Origin of the sequence: Jeotgalibacillus proteolyticus (assembly GCF_002926065.1) — a bacterium.
GTDB lineage: Bacteria > Bacillota > Bacilli > Bacillales > Jeotgalibacillaceae > Jeotgalibacillus > Jeotgalibacillus proteolyticus.
This window is the reverse complement of the sequence record NZ_PREZ01000001.1, coordinates 488592-504814: the sequence shown is the minus strand read 5'-3', so window position 1 is coordinate 504814 and position 16223 is coordinate 488592. Positions and strand designations below refer to the sequence as shown.

Here is a 16223-nt window from a genome sequence, read left to right as displayed (position 1 = left end):
AGGGGGTTTCCCTGCTTTTTATGGGATCCTTCTACATTTTTGCTTAGAGGAGGCAGAAGAATGAAAAACATTATCGTGATTGGCGCGGGTGTTATGGGCAGGGAGATCGCCTATGTTGCAGCGATGAATGAATGCAGTGTTGTACTTGCTGATATTAGTGAGGAACAGTTAAAAAACGCGAAAGGGCATATTCTCTCTCTTATTAATAAAGGGATCGAGCGGGGGAAGATGTCACACGAAGAAACTGATAGAGTAAAAAATCAGCTTAAATATTCAGCTGATCTCAAGAAAGCCTGCAGTAAAGCGGACGTTATTATTGAAGCAGTACCGGAAAAAATAGAGCTGAAAAGAAACGTTTTTGAGTTAATGGATAAGCATGCACCAGCGCATGCCTTCTTTGCTACAAACACCTCAACGATGAGCCCAACTGAGATCGGTTCTTTTACCGCCAGGCCTGAAAGGGTAATTGCGATGCATTTTTTTAATCCCGTGCATAAAATGTCTCTTATTGAAATTGTCAAAGGGCTAGAAACGAGTGATGAAACAGTTGAAGAGGCATTGAGGCTTGCAGCTGCATTTGGCAAGGAAACTGTCACAGTAAATGAATTCCCAGGATTTATTACGAGCAGAATTTCAGCTTTAGTCGGAAATGAAGCCTTTTACATGCTGCAGGAAGGACTTGGTTCACCCGAAGAGATTGATAAGGCTATAAAGCTTGGTTTGCATTATCCAATGGGTCCATTTGAACTGGGGGACTTAGTAGGGCTTGATACAAGATTAAATAACTTACAGTATCTTCATTCTACCTTAGGTGAAAAATACAGACCCTCTCCGCTGCTTGTTCAATATGTAAAAGCAGGAAGATTAGGCAGGAAAACCGGCAGAGGGGTATATGACTACAGCAGCCAATACGAGGAGAGTAAGAGCACATGAGAGAAGCCGTAATCATTGATGCTGTTCGAACGCCTATAGGAAAATATAATGGCGCATTGCGCTCGGTGCGTCCTGATGATCTGGCAGCTATCGTTTTAAAACAGCTTCTTGTACGGAATCCCGCGCTTGATCCGGCCATGATCGAGGAGGTTGTGCTCGGCAACGCAAACGGGGCTGGAGAAGACAATCGAAATGTTGCAAGGATGTCTCTTTTGCTTGCCGGACTTCCGGTTGAAACTGCCGGCACAACGATTAACCGCCTTTGCGGCTCGGGACTTGATGCAGTTAATTACGCTGCCCGGGCGATTTTAGCAGGAGAAGGTGAAGTATTTATCGCCGGTGGTACAGAAAGCATGACGAGAGCTCCCTATGTTATGGGAAAGCCTGAGAAAGAGTTTGGCAGGGGAAATATGGAGCTTATTGATACCACAATCGGCTGGAGGTTTCCGAATAAAGAAATAGAAATTAAATATGGTATAGACAGCATGCCAAAAACAGCTCAAAATGTGGCTGAAGCCTACTCAATATCCAGGGAGCTTCAGGATGAATTTGCCTATAACAGTCAGTTTAAGGCCATGCGTGCGATGCAGGCAAACAGGTTTAAAGAAGAGATTGTCCCAGTTATGTATGATGATGAAAAAGGGAACAGAGTTGTCATTGATCAGGATGAGCATCCAAGGCCGGGCGTTACGATTGAAAAGCTGAGTAAGCTTAAGCCTTTATTTAAAGACGGTTCGATCACTGCAGGCAATGCATCAGGAATTAACGACGGAGCTTCTGTACTTCTTATGATGTCAAAAGAAACTGCCAAAAAACTTGGGTTGAAGCCTCTTGCACGTTATGCAGGCTCTGCCTCTGCAGGGGTTCATCCTTCTATTATGGGAATAGGTCCCGTATACTCCACCCAAAAAGCCCTCGACCGTGCAGGGTTAGACATAGGAGATATCGATCTGATCGAGTTGAATGAAGCATTCGCTTCCCAATCACTCGCTTGTATCCACCAGCTCAGTCTTGACCAGGAGAAAGTGAATGTCAATGGTGGAGCAATTGCCCTTGGTCACCCGCTTGGAGCGAGCGGTGCAAGGATATTAACGACTCTTGTTCATGAGCTTGATAAAAGAAAGGGCCGTTTTGGTCTTGCGACGATGTGTGTCGGTGTGGGACAGGGAATAACAACGTTAATCGAGAGATACAGCTAGTTTTGGAATAAAAAGATATGACTTCATGCTAATTATTCAGGAAATTTACCGCTTTAAAGTGGTAAGATAATAACATAAAAAATAGCAGGTAAGTAAAGGATGAGCATGAATGAATACCCGATCAATGATTTTCACCCTATATGGAGACTACATTAGAAATTATGGCAAAAAGATTTGGATTGGCAGTCTGATCAAGCTTCTTAATGAGTTCGGACATAATGATCAGGCTGTCAGGGCAGCAATTTCAAGAATGAACAAGCAGGGCTGGATTCAAGGAGAAAAGAAGGGAAACAAAAGCTACTATTCCCTTACTGACAGAGGCTCCAGACGAATGGATGAAGCTGCAAACCGTATCTTTAAGCTTAAGCCTGCGAATTGGGATGGGAACTGGAGAATGCTGATGTATACAATTCCTGAGGAAATCCGTTCAATTCGTGATGAACTGCGGAAGGAACTAGTGTGGAGCGGGTTTGGTTCCATGTCAACAAGCTGCTGGATATCGCCGAATCAGCTTGAAAAGCAGGTAGAGGATCTGATTGAAAAATATCAAATTGAAGAGTACGTTGATTTCTTTATTGCGCGCTATGAGGGCCCGCATACCAATGCTCATTTAGTGAGCAAAAGCTGGGATTTAAAGGAGATCAATGAAAAATACAGTCTTTTTATTACCGAATGGAGCCAGAAATACATTATAGATAAGGGGAAAATACAAAAGGGAAGCATGACAGATGCAGAATGCTTTGTGGAACGGACAAAGCTTGTTCATGAATACCGGAAGTTTTTATTTATCGACCCTGCCCTTCCAGAAGAGCTTCTTCCGGATCAATGGCTGGGAGACCATGCTGCCTCTTTATTCAGTGAATATTATAAAGAGCTTGCCGAGCCGGCGCTTCGCTTTTTTGAATCTGTGTTCAAAGAAGGGAACGAATTAACTAATAGAAATGAAAATTATGATGCGCTGGATCATCCTTTCATAAAAACTAAGTGACCATTCTTTACTTTAAAGGGGAAACAATATGAACCCATTAACAAGTATGCTGTCGATTTCGTATCCAATCATTCAGGGGGGCATGGGGAATGTCTCGAATGCTGAGCTTGCGGCTGCAGTTTCTGAAGCCGGCGGCCTTGGAATGATTGGTGCCGGTACAATGCGGCCGGAAAAGGTAGAGAAGCTGATTATTGAAACAAAAGAACGTACCCAAAAGCCGTTTGGCGTTAACCTCGCTTTAACGGTCAATCCTTACATACAGGAAATCATTCAGTTAATTTTAAAACACAAAGTAACAACAGTTTCTCTTTCAGCCGGCAACCCTGCTCCTTATCTTCCGTTGTTTAACGAGCATGGGGTAACGACGTTGTGCGTGACGGCTTCTGTAGCCCATGCTAAAAAAGCTGAAAAAGCAGGAGCCGATATTGTTATCGGAGAAGGGTATGAAGCAGCAGGAATTAATTCTCACCTTGAAACCACAACGTTTACACTCATTCCACAGCTGGCTGATGCAGTAAACGTACCAGTGGTTGCTGCCGGAGGGGTTGGAGACGGGAGAGGGTTAGCTGCAGCACTAGCGCTCGGGGCAAGCGGAGTGCAGCTTGGCACACGCCTTATCGCTACCCAGGAGTCAGGAATGCATGAAAACTACCTTTCTTCTATTCTCAGCTGTAACGATCACGGTACTGTGATTGTCGGAAAAAGTGTAGGAAGAATTAGAAGAGTATTACCGACACCTTATATTAATAAAGTTGCACAAAAAGAGTTGGAAGGGGTTAGCCTGGAAGAATATATGGATTTAACTGCAGAAATACAGCATGAGAAAGGAGCGAGGGAAGGAAAGCTCCACGAAGGCTTTATCAACGCGGGACAAGTTGCAGGACTTATCCGTGACGTCCCGACCGTGTCAGATGTGATAAAAGAGATGGCTGATGAGGCTGACACGGCCATTAAGCGTATGAAAGGGTTGCTACAGTAAAGAAAAAGATAAATTGAAAGAAAACTAAATCTTTACAATTTATTGACTATTTATCATACAAAATGTTATTATATCGTTAAATAAACGTCATATAATTTAATACATAGTTATCGAGGCTGAGGTGAAGCGATGAGGAATGGACTTACGATCGGCTCAGGCAGAAGCCTGCAATTCACTGTTACTGAAACGATGGTTCCCAATTTCGACGGGGCGGTGATTCATCCACTCTGTTCTACTGTCACGCTCGTTTACTATATGGAATGGGCTTCAAGAAAAATTATTGAGCCTTATTTGGAAGATCATGAAGAAGGCATGGGAGTTGAAATAGAAATCAAGCATATGGCAGCTGCAGCAGTAGGTGCTGAAATTGCTGTGGAAGCAACTGTTATTGCTTTAACAGAGCGCGCCATTTATACCCAGATAATTGCAAAGACAGGAAGTAAACGAATCGCAGCAGGAAAAATGAAGCAGTCTGTGCTGCCAAGAAAAGTGATCGAAAAGCTATATTAAATTTTTTTATTTTAAAATGTAAGCGTTTTCTTATAGAGGGGAGAGTTTGCTTTGCATATGTTTGACAAAATAAAGGGGCATGAACAAGTTGTTTTTTGCAACGATGAAGAGACGGGGTTAAAGGCCATAATTGCGATCCATAATACATCACTTGGGCCGGCGCTTGGAGGCTGCCGCATGCAGCCCTATGCAACAGTAGACGATGCACTCGAGGATGTACTGAGATTATCAAGAGGAATGACGTACAAATGTGCAGCAGCAGATGTGGATTTTGGAGGAGGCAAGGCTGTCATCATTGGCGACCCGGCTAAGGATAAAAGCCCAGAGCTTTTCCGCTCCTTCGGACAGTTTGTGGAATCGTTAAACGGCAGATTTTACACAGGAACAGATATGGGGACCACACCGGAGGATTTTGTTCACGCCTTAAAAGAAACAAATTGCATTGTAGGTGTGGATGAAGTTTATGGAGGCAGCGGTGATTCATCAATTCCTACAGCGCAGGGGGTGCTGTTTGGACTGCAGGCAACCAATCAGGTCTTATATGGAACTGATCTGCTTTCGGATAAAACCTATGCCATTCAAGGGCTCGGAAAGGTAGGGGCAAAGGTAGCGGACCAGCTTATGTCAGCGGGGGCAAAAAAATTATATGTAACAGATATTAACCCTTTAGCATTAATGGATGTCCAGGCGCTTGGAGTGAAAAGAAATGTAGAAATTGAGATTGTGGCAGGGGACGAGATTTTCAATACAGATGCTGATGTTTTTATTCCTTGTGCTCTTGGAGGAATTTTAAACGATAGAACAATTGATCAACTTCACGTAAAGGCAGTCGTCGGCTCAGCAAACAATCAGCTATTAAGTGAACATCATGCAGGTATGCTTAAGGAAAAAGGAATCTTATACGCTCCTGATTATATTGTGAATTCAGGCGGTCTGATACAGGTAGCAGATGAATTGTATGTACCGAATAAAGAAAGAGTGCTCAGGCAGACAAAGGCGATTTACACTTCCTTATTAAATATTTATAAAAGAGCAGAGGAAGGCGGGATGACAACTGTGGAAGCGTCCAATCTTTTTTGTGAACAGAGAATGAAATCAAGAGCCAGAAGAAACAGCTTCTTTTCCCATATGAAACGTCCCAAATGGGCGGTAAGAATATGACGCATCAAATAGAGGAGAGGGGAAGCAATTTGGAGGATCAATTTCCTGTTTTGCAGCTGCTGAGTCCGGATGGAACCTGGAACAGCGATCAGCATCTTGAGCTCCTGACTGAAGAAAGAACGAAACGCTTTTATGAGCATATGGTGCGGATCAGAACCTTTGATAAAAAAGCAGTCAGTCTTCAGCGCCAGGGCAGAATCGGCACATACGCACCCTTTGAAGGACAGGAAGCCTCCCAGGTCGGAAGTGCACTTTCTCTTTTAAAGGATGACTGGCTTTTTCCAACCTACCGGGATCATGGGGCCACCATGACCTTTGGGCATTCTCTAAAGAATATTCTTTTATTCTGGAATGGGCGCAATGAAGGCAATGTTACGCCGGAGGGGCTAAATATTTTTCCTCCTGGAATCCCGATTGCTACTCAAATTCCACATGCGGCAGGAGCAGCTTTTGCAGAGAAAATAAAAGGCACAAAAAATGCCGCAATTTCATTTTTTGGAGACGGAGCAACCTCAGAAGGAGATTTTCATGAGGGTCTTAACTTTGCAAGTGTTTTTCATGCGCCTGTCGTTTTTTTAAACCAAAATAATCAATTTGCCATTTCTGTGCCCGTTTCAAAACAAATGAAAACTAAAACGATAGCACAGAAAAGCCTCGCGTATGATATCCCTGGCGTAAGGGTGGATGGAAATGATGTATTTGCCGTTTATTATTCTGTATCAGAAGCCCTGTCAAGAGCCAGAGCCGGCGAAGGACCGACTTTAATTGAGGCTGTTACGTGGAGATACGGCGCCCACACCACAGCTGATGACCCTTCTAAATATCGCAGCCAGGAAGAGAGTGCTGAAAGAAGAGCCTATGACCCGATCAGCAGGATCGAAAAATGCTTGGAGATTTGCGGCTGGCACGATGAAAAATGGAAGAAGCATATAGCGGAAGCTGCAATGGAAGAGGTTGAAAAGGCTGTTATGGAAATGGAGCAATTTCCACCTGCTGATCCTGCTGTTATTTTTGATTACGTTTTTCAAGAACCAACGTCTTCACTTATCAGACAAAAAAAGTATCTGCTTGATGGAATAGGGGGCAGAGAGGGATGAAAACGTCAGCTAAAACGAGGTCTCTGACTATGGTTGGAGCAGTAACTGATGCGCTCGACAGCATGCTTGCAAGCGACAATTCTGTTTTAGTCATGGGGGAGGATGTCGGCGTTAATGGGGGTGTTTTCCGAGCTACTGACGGCCTGCAGGAAAAATACGGAGAAAATCGGGTCATTGATACACCGCTGAGCGAAGCAGGGTTTGTTGGTGCTGCTATCGGAATGGCTGCAAACGGATTAAAACCTGTAATTGAAATTCAGTTTCTGGGTTTTATTTATCCTGCCTATGAACAGCTGATGACTCACGCCTCAAGGCTGCGTACAAGGACGCTGGGACGTTTTTCTGTGCCGTTGGTTATAAGGGCGCCTTATGGGGCGGGAGTGCGCGCCCCTGAAATTCACTGCGACAGCACAGAGGCGCTTTTCACTCATATGCCGGGCATAAAAGTCGTCTGTCCCTCTAATCCTTATGATGCGAAAGGACTTTTAATCAGCGCAATTGAAGACCCTGATCCTGTCCTTTTTCTGGAGCCGATGAGAAGCTACAGGGCTGTAAGGGAAGAAGTGCCGGAGGACGTGTACCGGATCCCGATTGGTAAAGGAAAGCTTATCCAGGAGGGAAAGGACGTCACCATTATAACCTGGGGAGCCATGGTGCCGGTTGTCATGAACGCTGTGAACAGTCTGAAAACAGAACAGATTTCCTGTGATGTGATTGATCTTCGGACACTTTCTCCTATAGATGAAGAGATGATTGCAGCATCTGTGCAGAAAACAGGACGTACTGTCATTGTCCAGGAGGCCCATCCTTCGAGCAGTGTAGGAAATGACATTCTGTCTATTATTAATGAGTCGTCATTTTTATATCAAAAAGCTCCGGCAGAGAAAGTATCAGGATTTGATGTGCCAGTGCCATACTTTGGGTTTGAAGATTTTTATCTGCCAACTCCTGAAAGAGTCAAAAAGGCAATAGTTAAGGTGATGAGCTTTTAAGGAAAAAGGGGGATCAGGATGATTGAAGTGAAGCTTCATGATATCGGGGAGGGAATGACACAGGCTGACATAAACCATTATTTTGTTAAGCCGGGAGACCGGGTAAAGGCAGATGATCCATTGGTGGAGGTTCAGACGGATAAAATGACAGCTGAAATTCCTTCTCCCACCGCTGGTACTGTAAAGCAGATTGTTGCTGAAATCGGAGCTACTATAGCTGTAGGAACAACGATTTTATTGATTGACAGCGAAATGGAAGAATTAACTGAAAGTAAGACAAAAAGCCGGCAGGATGAAAAAAAACCCGATGCCGGGTTAAGCACGGCTAAAACTGAAAATACCTTTACATACAAAAGAATTTTAGCTTCTCCCTACACCCGAAAGCTTGCCCGGGATAATGGGATTCAGATCGAATCTATTAAGGGGACAGGTCCTTCAAACAGAATAATGGATGAGGATATATACGCAGCCATTAAAACCACGATGCCAGTGCAGGAGGAGAAACCGCAAGAGCCGGCGGTCAAAAGCACTTCTATTTCATATAAAGGAATCCGGAAACAGATTGGCAGAAAAATGGCTGAGTCCCTCATGACCATTCCGCATTGTACACATTTTGAAGAGATTGATGTGACAGAGATGGCTGCTATGAGAGAAGCATTAAAGAGTAAAGGGACCTCACTGTCAGCAAATGTCTTTTTTATAAAGGCTTTGAGTATTTGTCTGCAGGAATTTCCGATTTTCAACTCTTCACTTAATGAGAAAGAAGAAGTCATTACTCTTCATGAAACGATTCATATAGGCATGGCAACGAACACAGACGAGGGCCTGATCGTTCCTGTTTTACGAAACGCAAACAAAAAATCATTTAAGCAGCTACAGGAAGATTGTAAGAAGCTCACACAAAAAGCTCTCTCTCATTCACTGTCACTTGAAGAGATAAAAGGCAGCACATTTACCATTAGCAATGTTGGTCCTTTAGGGGGAAGCATTGGAGCCACTCCCATAATAAACCCTCCTGAAGCTGGACTGATGGCTTTTCATAAAACGAAAAAACGGCCTATGGTAAATAACAGAGATGAAATTGTCATTCGACAGATGATGAATATTTCCTTTTCCTATGACCATCGAATCATCGATGGCGGCAGCGCAGTTGCATTTACAAACCGATTTGCCGAGCTGATCGAAGAGCCGGCGATCCTGCTTATGGAGCTTTCATAATGGTAGTCGGGGAGATTATAGAAGAAAGAGAAGTCATCATTATCGGAGGAGGGCCCGGGGGATATAATGCCGCGATTAGAGCGGCACAGCTTGGAAAGCAGGTAACATTGATTGAAAAAAAAGGTCTTGGCGGTGTGTGCTTGAATGAAGGATGCATCCCTTCAAAGTTTTTTGCTGAAGCTGCAAAAAAACGCATGGAAATCGATCACTTTAAGCAATTCGGGATAAAAATAGATCAGGTGTCATTTGATCTTACCGTTTTACATAAAGAGCTGAATGAAACGATATCGGCTCTTCAAAAGGGAATAAAAAAGCTCCTGCTCGATAACGGGGTTGAAATTGTCCAGGGGACAGCTTTCTTTATGACCGAAAATCGAATAGGGGTGGAGAACGGTCATACCTTTTCTGTCTACCGTTTTCAACGGGCAGTAATTGCAGCAGGCTGTAAGAAGAACAGAAAAACGAAGGTTGATCACAAAAGAATATTCGATTTCGAGTCGATTTACTCGATTCAGGAAATACCCAGCTCTCTTCTTGTAGCGGGAAGCAGCTATCTTGCATTGGAGGCAGCTTCAACCTTTCAGCAGCTTGGTTCAGACGTAACGCTGATTATAGAGGGAACTGATTTGGGGCTTGATGGTTCTATTGAGAAAGAACTGAAACGTTTACTGAAAAAAAGAAAGATTAAACTCATCACCAATGCAAGGATAAAAGAAATCCACACAGCTCAGTCTGCCGTGATTTACTATACGAAGTCCGGCGAGGATAAGTCGATTGAAGTCTCTCATCTCGTATATGGTCCTGCATTAATTCCGGCTACAGCTGAGCTTGGTGTAGAGCGGATCGGGATGAAGCTCGATCAGAATGGTTTTATTAACATCGACCAAACAGGAAAAACCTCTGTAAAAGACATTTATGCCATTGGTGATATCACTTGCGGGATTAAAAATGCAAGTAAGGCGATTAAACAGGGGAAAGTAGCTGCTGAAATGATTTCAGGTATAGCTAGTGAGTACGATGAATCGAATCTTCCATCCATTATTCACACGATTCCTCCTATCTCCTCCGTTGGACTGACAGAGGAACAGGCTAGACAGACGTTTGAGAGAGTTAAATCTTCAACATTTCCGCTATCCGGTCTCGGCGTTTCTGCGATGTCGTCTCAAAAGGAAGGAATAATTAAGCTTGTCATAGATGCCGATCAGGAGCTGATTGTAGGGGTTCATATGATCGGGCAGGGAGCAGTTGAATTAAGCTCAGCAGCTGTCTTAGCGTTAGAGATGATCGCAAGAACGGAAGATCTGACTTTTATGCACTATCCGCATCCGAGCATCAATGAAGGCCTGCTTGAAGGGTTTGAAGCATTAGCCGGTAAAGCAATTCATTTAGCTGCAAATAAACAACAACACAACAAAACAGAATCACCGTCCCAATTACAACAGCACGAACAATACAACCTATAAAATTAACCAAAACGGAGGTAAGGAACATGAAAAGAGAATCAATTGATCGTATTTATCAGGCAGAGGATTTCTTCCCGGTAAAGGATGTGGACTACTTAGAAATCTATTCTGGAAATGCCAAACAGTCTGCTCATTATTACTGCACTGCATTCGGCTTTAAAATCGTTGCTTATTCAGGCCTCGAGACCGGCAATAGAGAAACGGTTTCCTATGTTTTGCAGCAGCACAAGGTACGTTTAGTTATAACCGGCTCACTAAATGACACTTCAGAGCCGGCTGAATTTGTTAAAAAGCATGGAGATGGTGTTAGAGATATAGCCCTGACGATGGATGATGTTGAAAAGGCATATCAAGAGGCAGTAAAGAGAGGTGCGATTGAAATAAAAGCCCCCTACGAGGTTGAAGACCATCATGGAAAAGTGAAAAAGGCTGTAATCGGAACCTATGGTGACACCATCCATACCCTGGTTGAAAGAATGAATTACAATGGTGTTTTCCTGCCCGGCTTTGAAAAATATGAATCCGCCATCCCTGTTATCGATGCAGGAATAATCGCAGTCGATCACGTTGTAGGGAATGTTGAACGGATGCAGGAGTGGACGTCCTATTATGAAAAGGTGATGGGATTCAAAGAAATGAAGCATTTTACGGATGAGGATATCAGTACTGAATATTCCTCTCTTATGTCTAAGGTTATGCATAATGGAGGCCGAATAAAATTCCCGATCAATGAGCCTGCAGAAGGCAAGAGGAAATCGCAAATACAGGAATATCTTGAGTTTTTTAATGGACCGGGCGTTCAGCATCTGGCTATTTTAACAGAGGATATCGTCAAAACAGTCGGTATTCTTAGAAGCAACGGAGTCGAGTTTTTACAAACGCCAGCAGCCTACTACGATACATTAAGTGAGAGAGTAAAAGATATTGATGAGGAAATTGAAAAACTTAAGGAATTAAATATTCTTGTCGATGGTGATGATGAAGGCTATCTTCTGCAGATTTTCACTAAGCCGATTGTGGACCGACCGACTGTATTTATTGAAGTTATTCAACGAAAAGGAGCAAAGGGTTTTGGAGAAGGGAACTTTAAAGCCCTGTTTGAATCAATTGAGCGTGAGCAGGAGCGCAGAGGTAATTTATAAGAAGAGAAGCTCATTTGGCCATGGCCAAATGAGCTGTCTTTTATCGTTAACTTTGAAGGAAGCAAGCTGTTTCGTGACCAGCAATGAACGAGCTTACCAGGAAAAAAGGAGGAATGACGTGAAATTTATTACTTTTCAACTGCCCACGGGTGAGGAAAAAGCTGGCTGGCTCCATCAGGAGAAAATGGCTGTTGATATGCACGAGCTCTCGAACGGGGAACTGCCTTCAACGCTGCTGGAATTTCTTCAAAAACATGAATTCTATACTTCTGTGCTTAACAAATGGCTTGATATTCTTACAGAAGAGCAAAAGGGAGTTTACCGCCTGCAGGAGGTAAAGCTCTCAGCTCCTGTTCCGCGCCCGGTTAGTATCCGTGATTTTTATGCGTTTGAGCAGCATGTTAAATCTGCACGTATAAAACGGGGGCTGGATATTGTTCCGGAGTGGTACAATTTTCCTGTATTTTATTTTACAAACCATCTCTCTGTAAGAGGACCAGATGACGTAATTGCCATACCTCCTAACTGCTCAGAGCTTGATTTTGAGTTAGAGATTGCTTGTGTAATCGGAAAGCAGGGAAGAAATATTCCCGCCGAAAGGGCAAAAGACTATATATTCGGTTTTTGTATCATGAATGATTGGAGCGCAAGGAACCTGCAGAGGGAAGAAATGAAGGTGGGGCTTGGTCCGGCAAAAGGAAAAGACTTTGCTACTTCGCTTGGACCGTATCTTGTTACAGCAGATGAAATGGAGAAGTACAGAAAAGATATGCATTATCAATTGAAAATGACGGCAGAAATTAACGGCAGGCAGGTGTCAGAAGGGAATGCAGGAGATCTTTATTTCACCTTTGGTCAAATGATTGAACGGGCGTCCTCCGGCGTGACCCTTTACCCAGGGGAAGTAATCGGCTCAGGAACAGTAGGGAGCGGATGCATTTTAGAACTGGGGACTGATGTACATCCATGGCTCAAGCAAAGTGATGAAGTTTCACTTTCGATTGATGGACTTGGAATATTGGTTAATCGAATAGAAGAAAGCGGGTGAAAAAATGTACTACCGTCAATTAGGAAAAATTCCGCATAAACGTCACACTCAATTTCATAAAGAAGATGGGACTCTATATCGGGAACAGGTGATGGGAACAAAAGGATTTTCCGGTACTCAATCAATTCTCTATCATCATTTTATGCCGACAGAGGTAGCAAAGTCTGAGCTTCTTGGCTCTTATCTTCCCGAGTATGAAGAGCAGGAATCACTTAAACACCGACATTTTTTCACTTCTAAAATTACTAAAAGTGGAGATGCGCTTAAGGCCAGGGAATATATTCTTGGCAATGATGATCTTCTGATCGGGACGATTGCCGTTTCTGAAGAGATGGACTCGTATTACCGGAATGGAGACGGAGATGAAATGCTTTTTGTTCATTACGGATCGGGAAAGATAGAAACGATGTTTGGAACGATCACGTATAAAAAAGGGGACTACGTCATCATTCCGATCGGCACGATTTACAGAGTCATCCCTTCTTTAGGAGAGCAAACAAAGTTCCTATTGATTGAATCAGCCAGCCAGCTGACGACACCGAGAAGATATCGAAATGAATATGGTCAGCTATTAGAGCACAGCCCTTTTTGTGAACGGGATATAAGAGGTCCTGAAGAGCTGGTTACTCACCCCCATAAAGGAGAATATACCGTATATACAAAATCAAGGAGTGTAATGAACCGACATATTCTAAATCACCATCCATTAGATGTTGTTGGATGGGACGGCTGCTTGTATCCATGGGTGTTTAATATACAGGATTTTGAGCCTATTACCGGCCGTGTTCATCAGCCTCCTCCAGTTCATCAGACCTTTGAAGGACATAATTTTGTCGTATGCTCGTTCGTGCCAAGACTATATGATTACCATCCTGAAGCCATACCTGCACCGTATTATCATAGCAACGTAAATAGTGATGAGCTACTTTATTATGTAGAAGGAAACTTTATGAGTAGAAAAGGAATCGAAAGGGGGTCAATTACGCTGCACCCGAGCGGAATTCCACATGGCCCTCATCCCGGCACAACAGAAGCGAGCATTGGGAAAAAAGAAACGCTGGAGCTTGCAGTCATGATCGATACGTTTAAGCCATTAAAGGTAGTTAAGCAAGCGAAGGAAGTAGAGGATCGAAACTATATGTTTACGTGGATGGAGTGAAAAAGAGCAGTTTTGCTCTTTTTTTGTTGCTCTTTTTAAAAAGCACTCAAATTCGTCCAATAGTATGTTATAATTGATTGATTGAGAGTTTTTTAAGAGATTCTTTTTGTATTTTTCATCAAACTCAATGTACCAATTATGAAGAATCACTATGCATCAGGATTGTGTTAATTGCTTTAATACTATCACTCAAAAAATTGGAGGCTGGACGATGAAAACATACAAGAATAAATTTATTGATGGTGAACAGGTTTTATTGAATGAGAAGATTGTGACCATAAAGCAATGGTCTTATGTGGCTAAAATGAAAAGATACTCTTATATTATCCAAGAAGATACAGGAACTTTTTATTTTGAGGAAGAATTAAATAAAATCAACTAAAAAACTGCAGCCTCATAATGGCTGCAGTTTTTTAGTTGATCAGCAAATTGAATCCTTTGGCTTAGGATTTTTCAATCCGAATAACGGCCGGATTAAAAGAGCTAAAGCAGTTCCGAGCATAGCCATAACAGCCCATACCCAACCATGAAGGCTGAATGATGCAATACCGCCGAAATAAGCACCAATATTGCAGCCGAATGCAAGACGCGAGCCATAGCCCATTAAAAGTCCGCCAATGATGGATGCTGCAGCAATTCCCGGCTTGATTTTTTTAGGTTTAAAAGTGCCGGTTGCAGCTGCTGCAATAAAGGCGCCGAGAATAATCCCGAAATTCATTACGCTTGTTGAGTCAGCAAGTATTGGCTGTGAAAGTTGTACAGCATTTGCCTGCCAGTAGCCCCAGCCTGAAACATCCATTCCAATCATTTCAAGCGCTTTTGAGCCCCATAAAGCAAAGGCTGAAGTAATTCCCCAAGGATTTCCTCTGATCGTAAGCGTTAATGCGTTCAATACTGCAAGTACAATAGCTGCTGTTACTAGCGGCCACGAGCCTCTGAAGATTTTTTTCCAGCCTGCTGTAGTAGGAAGAGGCTTCATGACAGGAGGCTTTCTTCTTTTTGCAAATTGAGCAAGACCAAAGTAAATAGCTGCAAAAAGAACCATTTGAACAGCCCATGCACCAAAAAATCCTAAATTAGTTGATTCAGCAAGGGATAAAGGAGGCAGTGCCCAGGTTTCTTCCATCCAAAAGCTAAAATGATACGCCCCTATTACGGAGCCTGCAATAAAGCTGGTTAACGTCAGAATCATGGAGGACTGTCCTCCTCCAACAGAATAAAGCGTCCCGGAAGCACAGCCGCTTCCGAGCTGCATGCCGATTCCAAATATAAATGCTCCAAGCAGGACGCTGATTCCTACAGGAGAAACATAGCCAGCTGGTTCAACTCCCGTAAAGCTGAAACCTGTACCTAAAATAATGGCAAAAAGTGTTGATGCTACAGCGAGCATGACCATATGAGCCTGAAGCCCCTGCACGTTCCCTACAGCCATTAGTCTTCTAAAAACAGAGGTAAAGCCAAAACGTGCATAAAGAAGGGTAAGTCCTAAAGCCATACCGATTATATAAAGAATACCCTGTGTCCATGTAGTGGTGAGTACAATGATGCTGAATAAGAGAATTGCGCCCATTATTCCAAGTAAAACAAGCGGCTTTTGCAGCGGAGGAAGGGAAGTGACAACGGTTGTTTTTCCTTCTTTCCAGTTGCTTGGCAGCTGAGTAGTTTGTTGAGCCATTTGATTTCCTCTTTTCCTATTAAAATAGTCGGTTTTAAATTTAGCATAGTGTTTAGCTTATGTAAATTAGTTAGCTTCGGATCTTATAGAGTTTATTGCTTTAGGAGGTTTTTCTTCTTTTAATCCACTAAAAAAGCGACCCTTTCCTCATAGGAGAGAATCGCTTTTTATGTAATATGATTGAGTCTTCTCATAGGCTTGTCATTAAAAGTAAGATAGTAGTCAGTACTCCAGTTCCGGCTAATCCTGTTAAAATGTCAGTTCGATTATATTTAATTTTTTCTTCAAACATGTCAATCATCCTCCTCGTTGTCTATATTTTTCTATTCCTTTATACACCTATTATTAAACCTCTTTATTCCTATTTTTAAACAAATTTTCATCGGTGTTTATCCCTTGCGAAGAGTGGTATAGATAAGAAATAACGATTGAAGGAGGAATCAACATGAGCGGAAATGGAGACAAAGTAAAAGGTGCAGTGAACAAGACAAAAGGTGAAGTAAAAGATCAGGTTGGAAATGCAACCAACAATCAAAGAATGCAGGATGAAGGTAAGAAGGATAAAACAAAAGGAAATGTTCAGGACAAGGTAGGGAAATTTAAAGACTTGTAACATTTTAGTAACTACATAAAACACGCTGCCTATTTTAGGCAGCGTG

The 16223-nt window shown here is 42.8% G+C and carries 16 protein-coding genes; 15 read left to right on the top strand and 1 reads right to left on the bottom strand.

What is annotated here, in order from left to right; all coding sequences use genetic code 11:
* Positions 1–60 precede the first annotated feature (60 nt).
* The 14 genes from C4B60_RS02565 (at position 61) to C4B60_RS21330 (ending at position 14271) form a co-directional block, all read left to right on the top strand.
* The gene (locus tag C4B60_RS02565) at positions 61–933 is read left to right on the top strand and encodes a 3-hydroxyacyl-CoA dehydrogenase (RefSeq protein ID WP_104056427.1); all 873 of its coding nucleotides are present in this window, start codon (positions 61–63) and stop codon (positions 931–933) included.
* A complete protein-coding gene (locus C4B60_RS02560) occupies positions 930–2132 on the top strand; it encodes an acetyl-CoA C-acyltransferase (RefSeq protein WP_104056425.1) in 1203 nt (400 codons plus the stop codon). The genes C4B60_RS02565 and C4B60_RS02560 overlap by 4 nt, the downstream gene beginning before the upstream one ends.
* A 109-nt stretch (positions 2133–2241) precedes the next feature.
* Positions 2242–3120 carry a phenylacetic acid degradation operon negative regulatory protein PaaX gene (paaX, locus tag C4B60_RS02555; RefSeq protein ID WP_104056423.1) on the top strand — a complete coding sequence of 293 codons (879 nt, stop codon included), beginning with the start codon at positions 2242–2244 and terminating at the stop codon, positions 3118–3120.
* A gap of 28 nt (positions 3121–3148) precedes the next feature.
* On the top strand, positions 3149–4099 hold the full coding sequence (locus C4B60_RS02550; protein ID WP_104056422.1) for an NAD(P)H-dependent flavin oxidoreductase: 951 nt from the start codon (positions 3149–3151) through the stop codon (positions 4097–4099).
* Between the two features lie 129 nt (positions 4100–4228).
* Positions 4229–4609 carry a thioesterase family protein gene (locus C4B60_RS02545; RefSeq protein WP_104056419.1) on the top strand — a complete coding sequence of 127 codons (381 nt, stop codon included), beginning with the start codon at positions 4229–4231 and terminating at the stop codon, positions 4607–4609.
* Positions 4610–4666: 57 nt separating this feature from the next.
* Complete coding sequence (locus tag C4B60_RS02540; protein ID WP_104056647.1) at positions 4667–5770, top strand: Glu/Leu/Phe/Val family dehydrogenase; 1104 nt, start codon at positions 4667–4669, stop codon at positions 5768–5770.
* Between the two features lie 29 nt (positions 5771–5799).
* Positions 5800–6867, top strand: a complete 1068-nt coding sequence (gene pdhA / locus C4B60_RS02535; RefSeq protein WP_104056417.1) for a pyruvate dehydrogenase (acetyl-transferring) E1 component subunit alpha — start codon at positions 5800–5802, stop codon at positions 6865–6867.
* A complete protein-coding gene (locus C4B60_RS02530) occupies positions 6864–7859 on the top strand; it encodes an alpha-ketoacid dehydrogenase subunit beta (protein WP_104056415.1) in 996 nt (331 codons plus the stop codon). Before pdhA ends, C4B60_RS02530 begins: the two co-directional genes overlap by 4 nt.
* Positions 7860–7877: 18 nt before the next feature.
* Positions 7878–9077, top strand: coding sequence for a dihydrolipoamide acetyltransferase family protein (locus C4B60_RS02525; protein WP_209020052.1), 1200 nt, complete (start codon positions 7878–7880; stop codon positions 9075–9077).
* Positions 9077–10540: a dihydrolipoyl dehydrogenase family protein gene (locus C4B60_RS02520; protein ID WP_104056412.1), complete on the top strand. Its 1464-nt coding sequence runs from the start codon at positions 9077–9079 to the stop codon at positions 10538–10540. The genes C4B60_RS02525 and C4B60_RS02520 overlap by 1 nt, the downstream gene beginning before the upstream one ends.
* 26 nt (positions 10541–10566) lie before the next feature.
* Positions 10567–11682, top strand: coding sequence for a 4-hydroxyphenylpyruvate dioxygenase (hppD, locus tag C4B60_RS02515; RefSeq protein ID WP_104056410.1), 1116 nt, complete (start codon positions 10567–10569; stop codon positions 11680–11682).
* A 118-nt stretch (positions 11683–11800) separates the two neighbouring features.
* Complete coding sequence (locus C4B60_RS02510) at positions 11801–12730, top strand: fumarylacetoacetate hydrolase family protein (RefSeq protein ID WP_104056408.1); 930 nt, start codon at positions 11801–11803, stop codon at positions 12728–12730.
* A gap of 4 nt (positions 12731–12734) precedes the next feature.
* On the top strand, positions 12735–13889 hold the full coding sequence (locus C4B60_RS02505) for a homogentisate 1,2-dioxygenase (RefSeq protein ID WP_104056406.1): 1155 nt from the start codon (positions 12735–12737) through the stop codon (positions 13887–13889).
* Positions 13890–14100: 211 nt separating this feature from the next.
* Positions 14101–14271, top strand: a complete 171-nt coding sequence (locus C4B60_RS21330) for a hypothetical protein (RefSeq protein WP_167578554.1) — start codon at positions 14101–14103, stop codon at positions 14269–14271.
* 39 nt (positions 14272–14310) lie between these two features.
* On the opposite strand, the gene C4B60_RS02500 is transcribed toward C4B60_RS21330, so the two are convergent.
* Positions 14311–15564, bottom strand: a complete 1254-nt coding sequence (locus tag C4B60_RS02500; RefSeq protein WP_104056404.1) for a YeeE/YedE family protein — start codon at positions 15562–15564, stop codon at positions 14311–14313.
* Positions 15565–16009: 445 nt separating this feature from the next.
* On the opposite strand from C4B60_RS02500, the gene C4B60_RS02495 reads away from it, so the two are divergent.
* Complete coding sequence (locus tag C4B60_RS02495; RefSeq protein ID WP_104056402.1) at positions 16010–16177, top strand: CsbD family protein; 168 nt, start codon at positions 16010–16012, stop codon at positions 16175–16177.
* Positions 16178–16223: the final 46 nt, after the last annotated feature.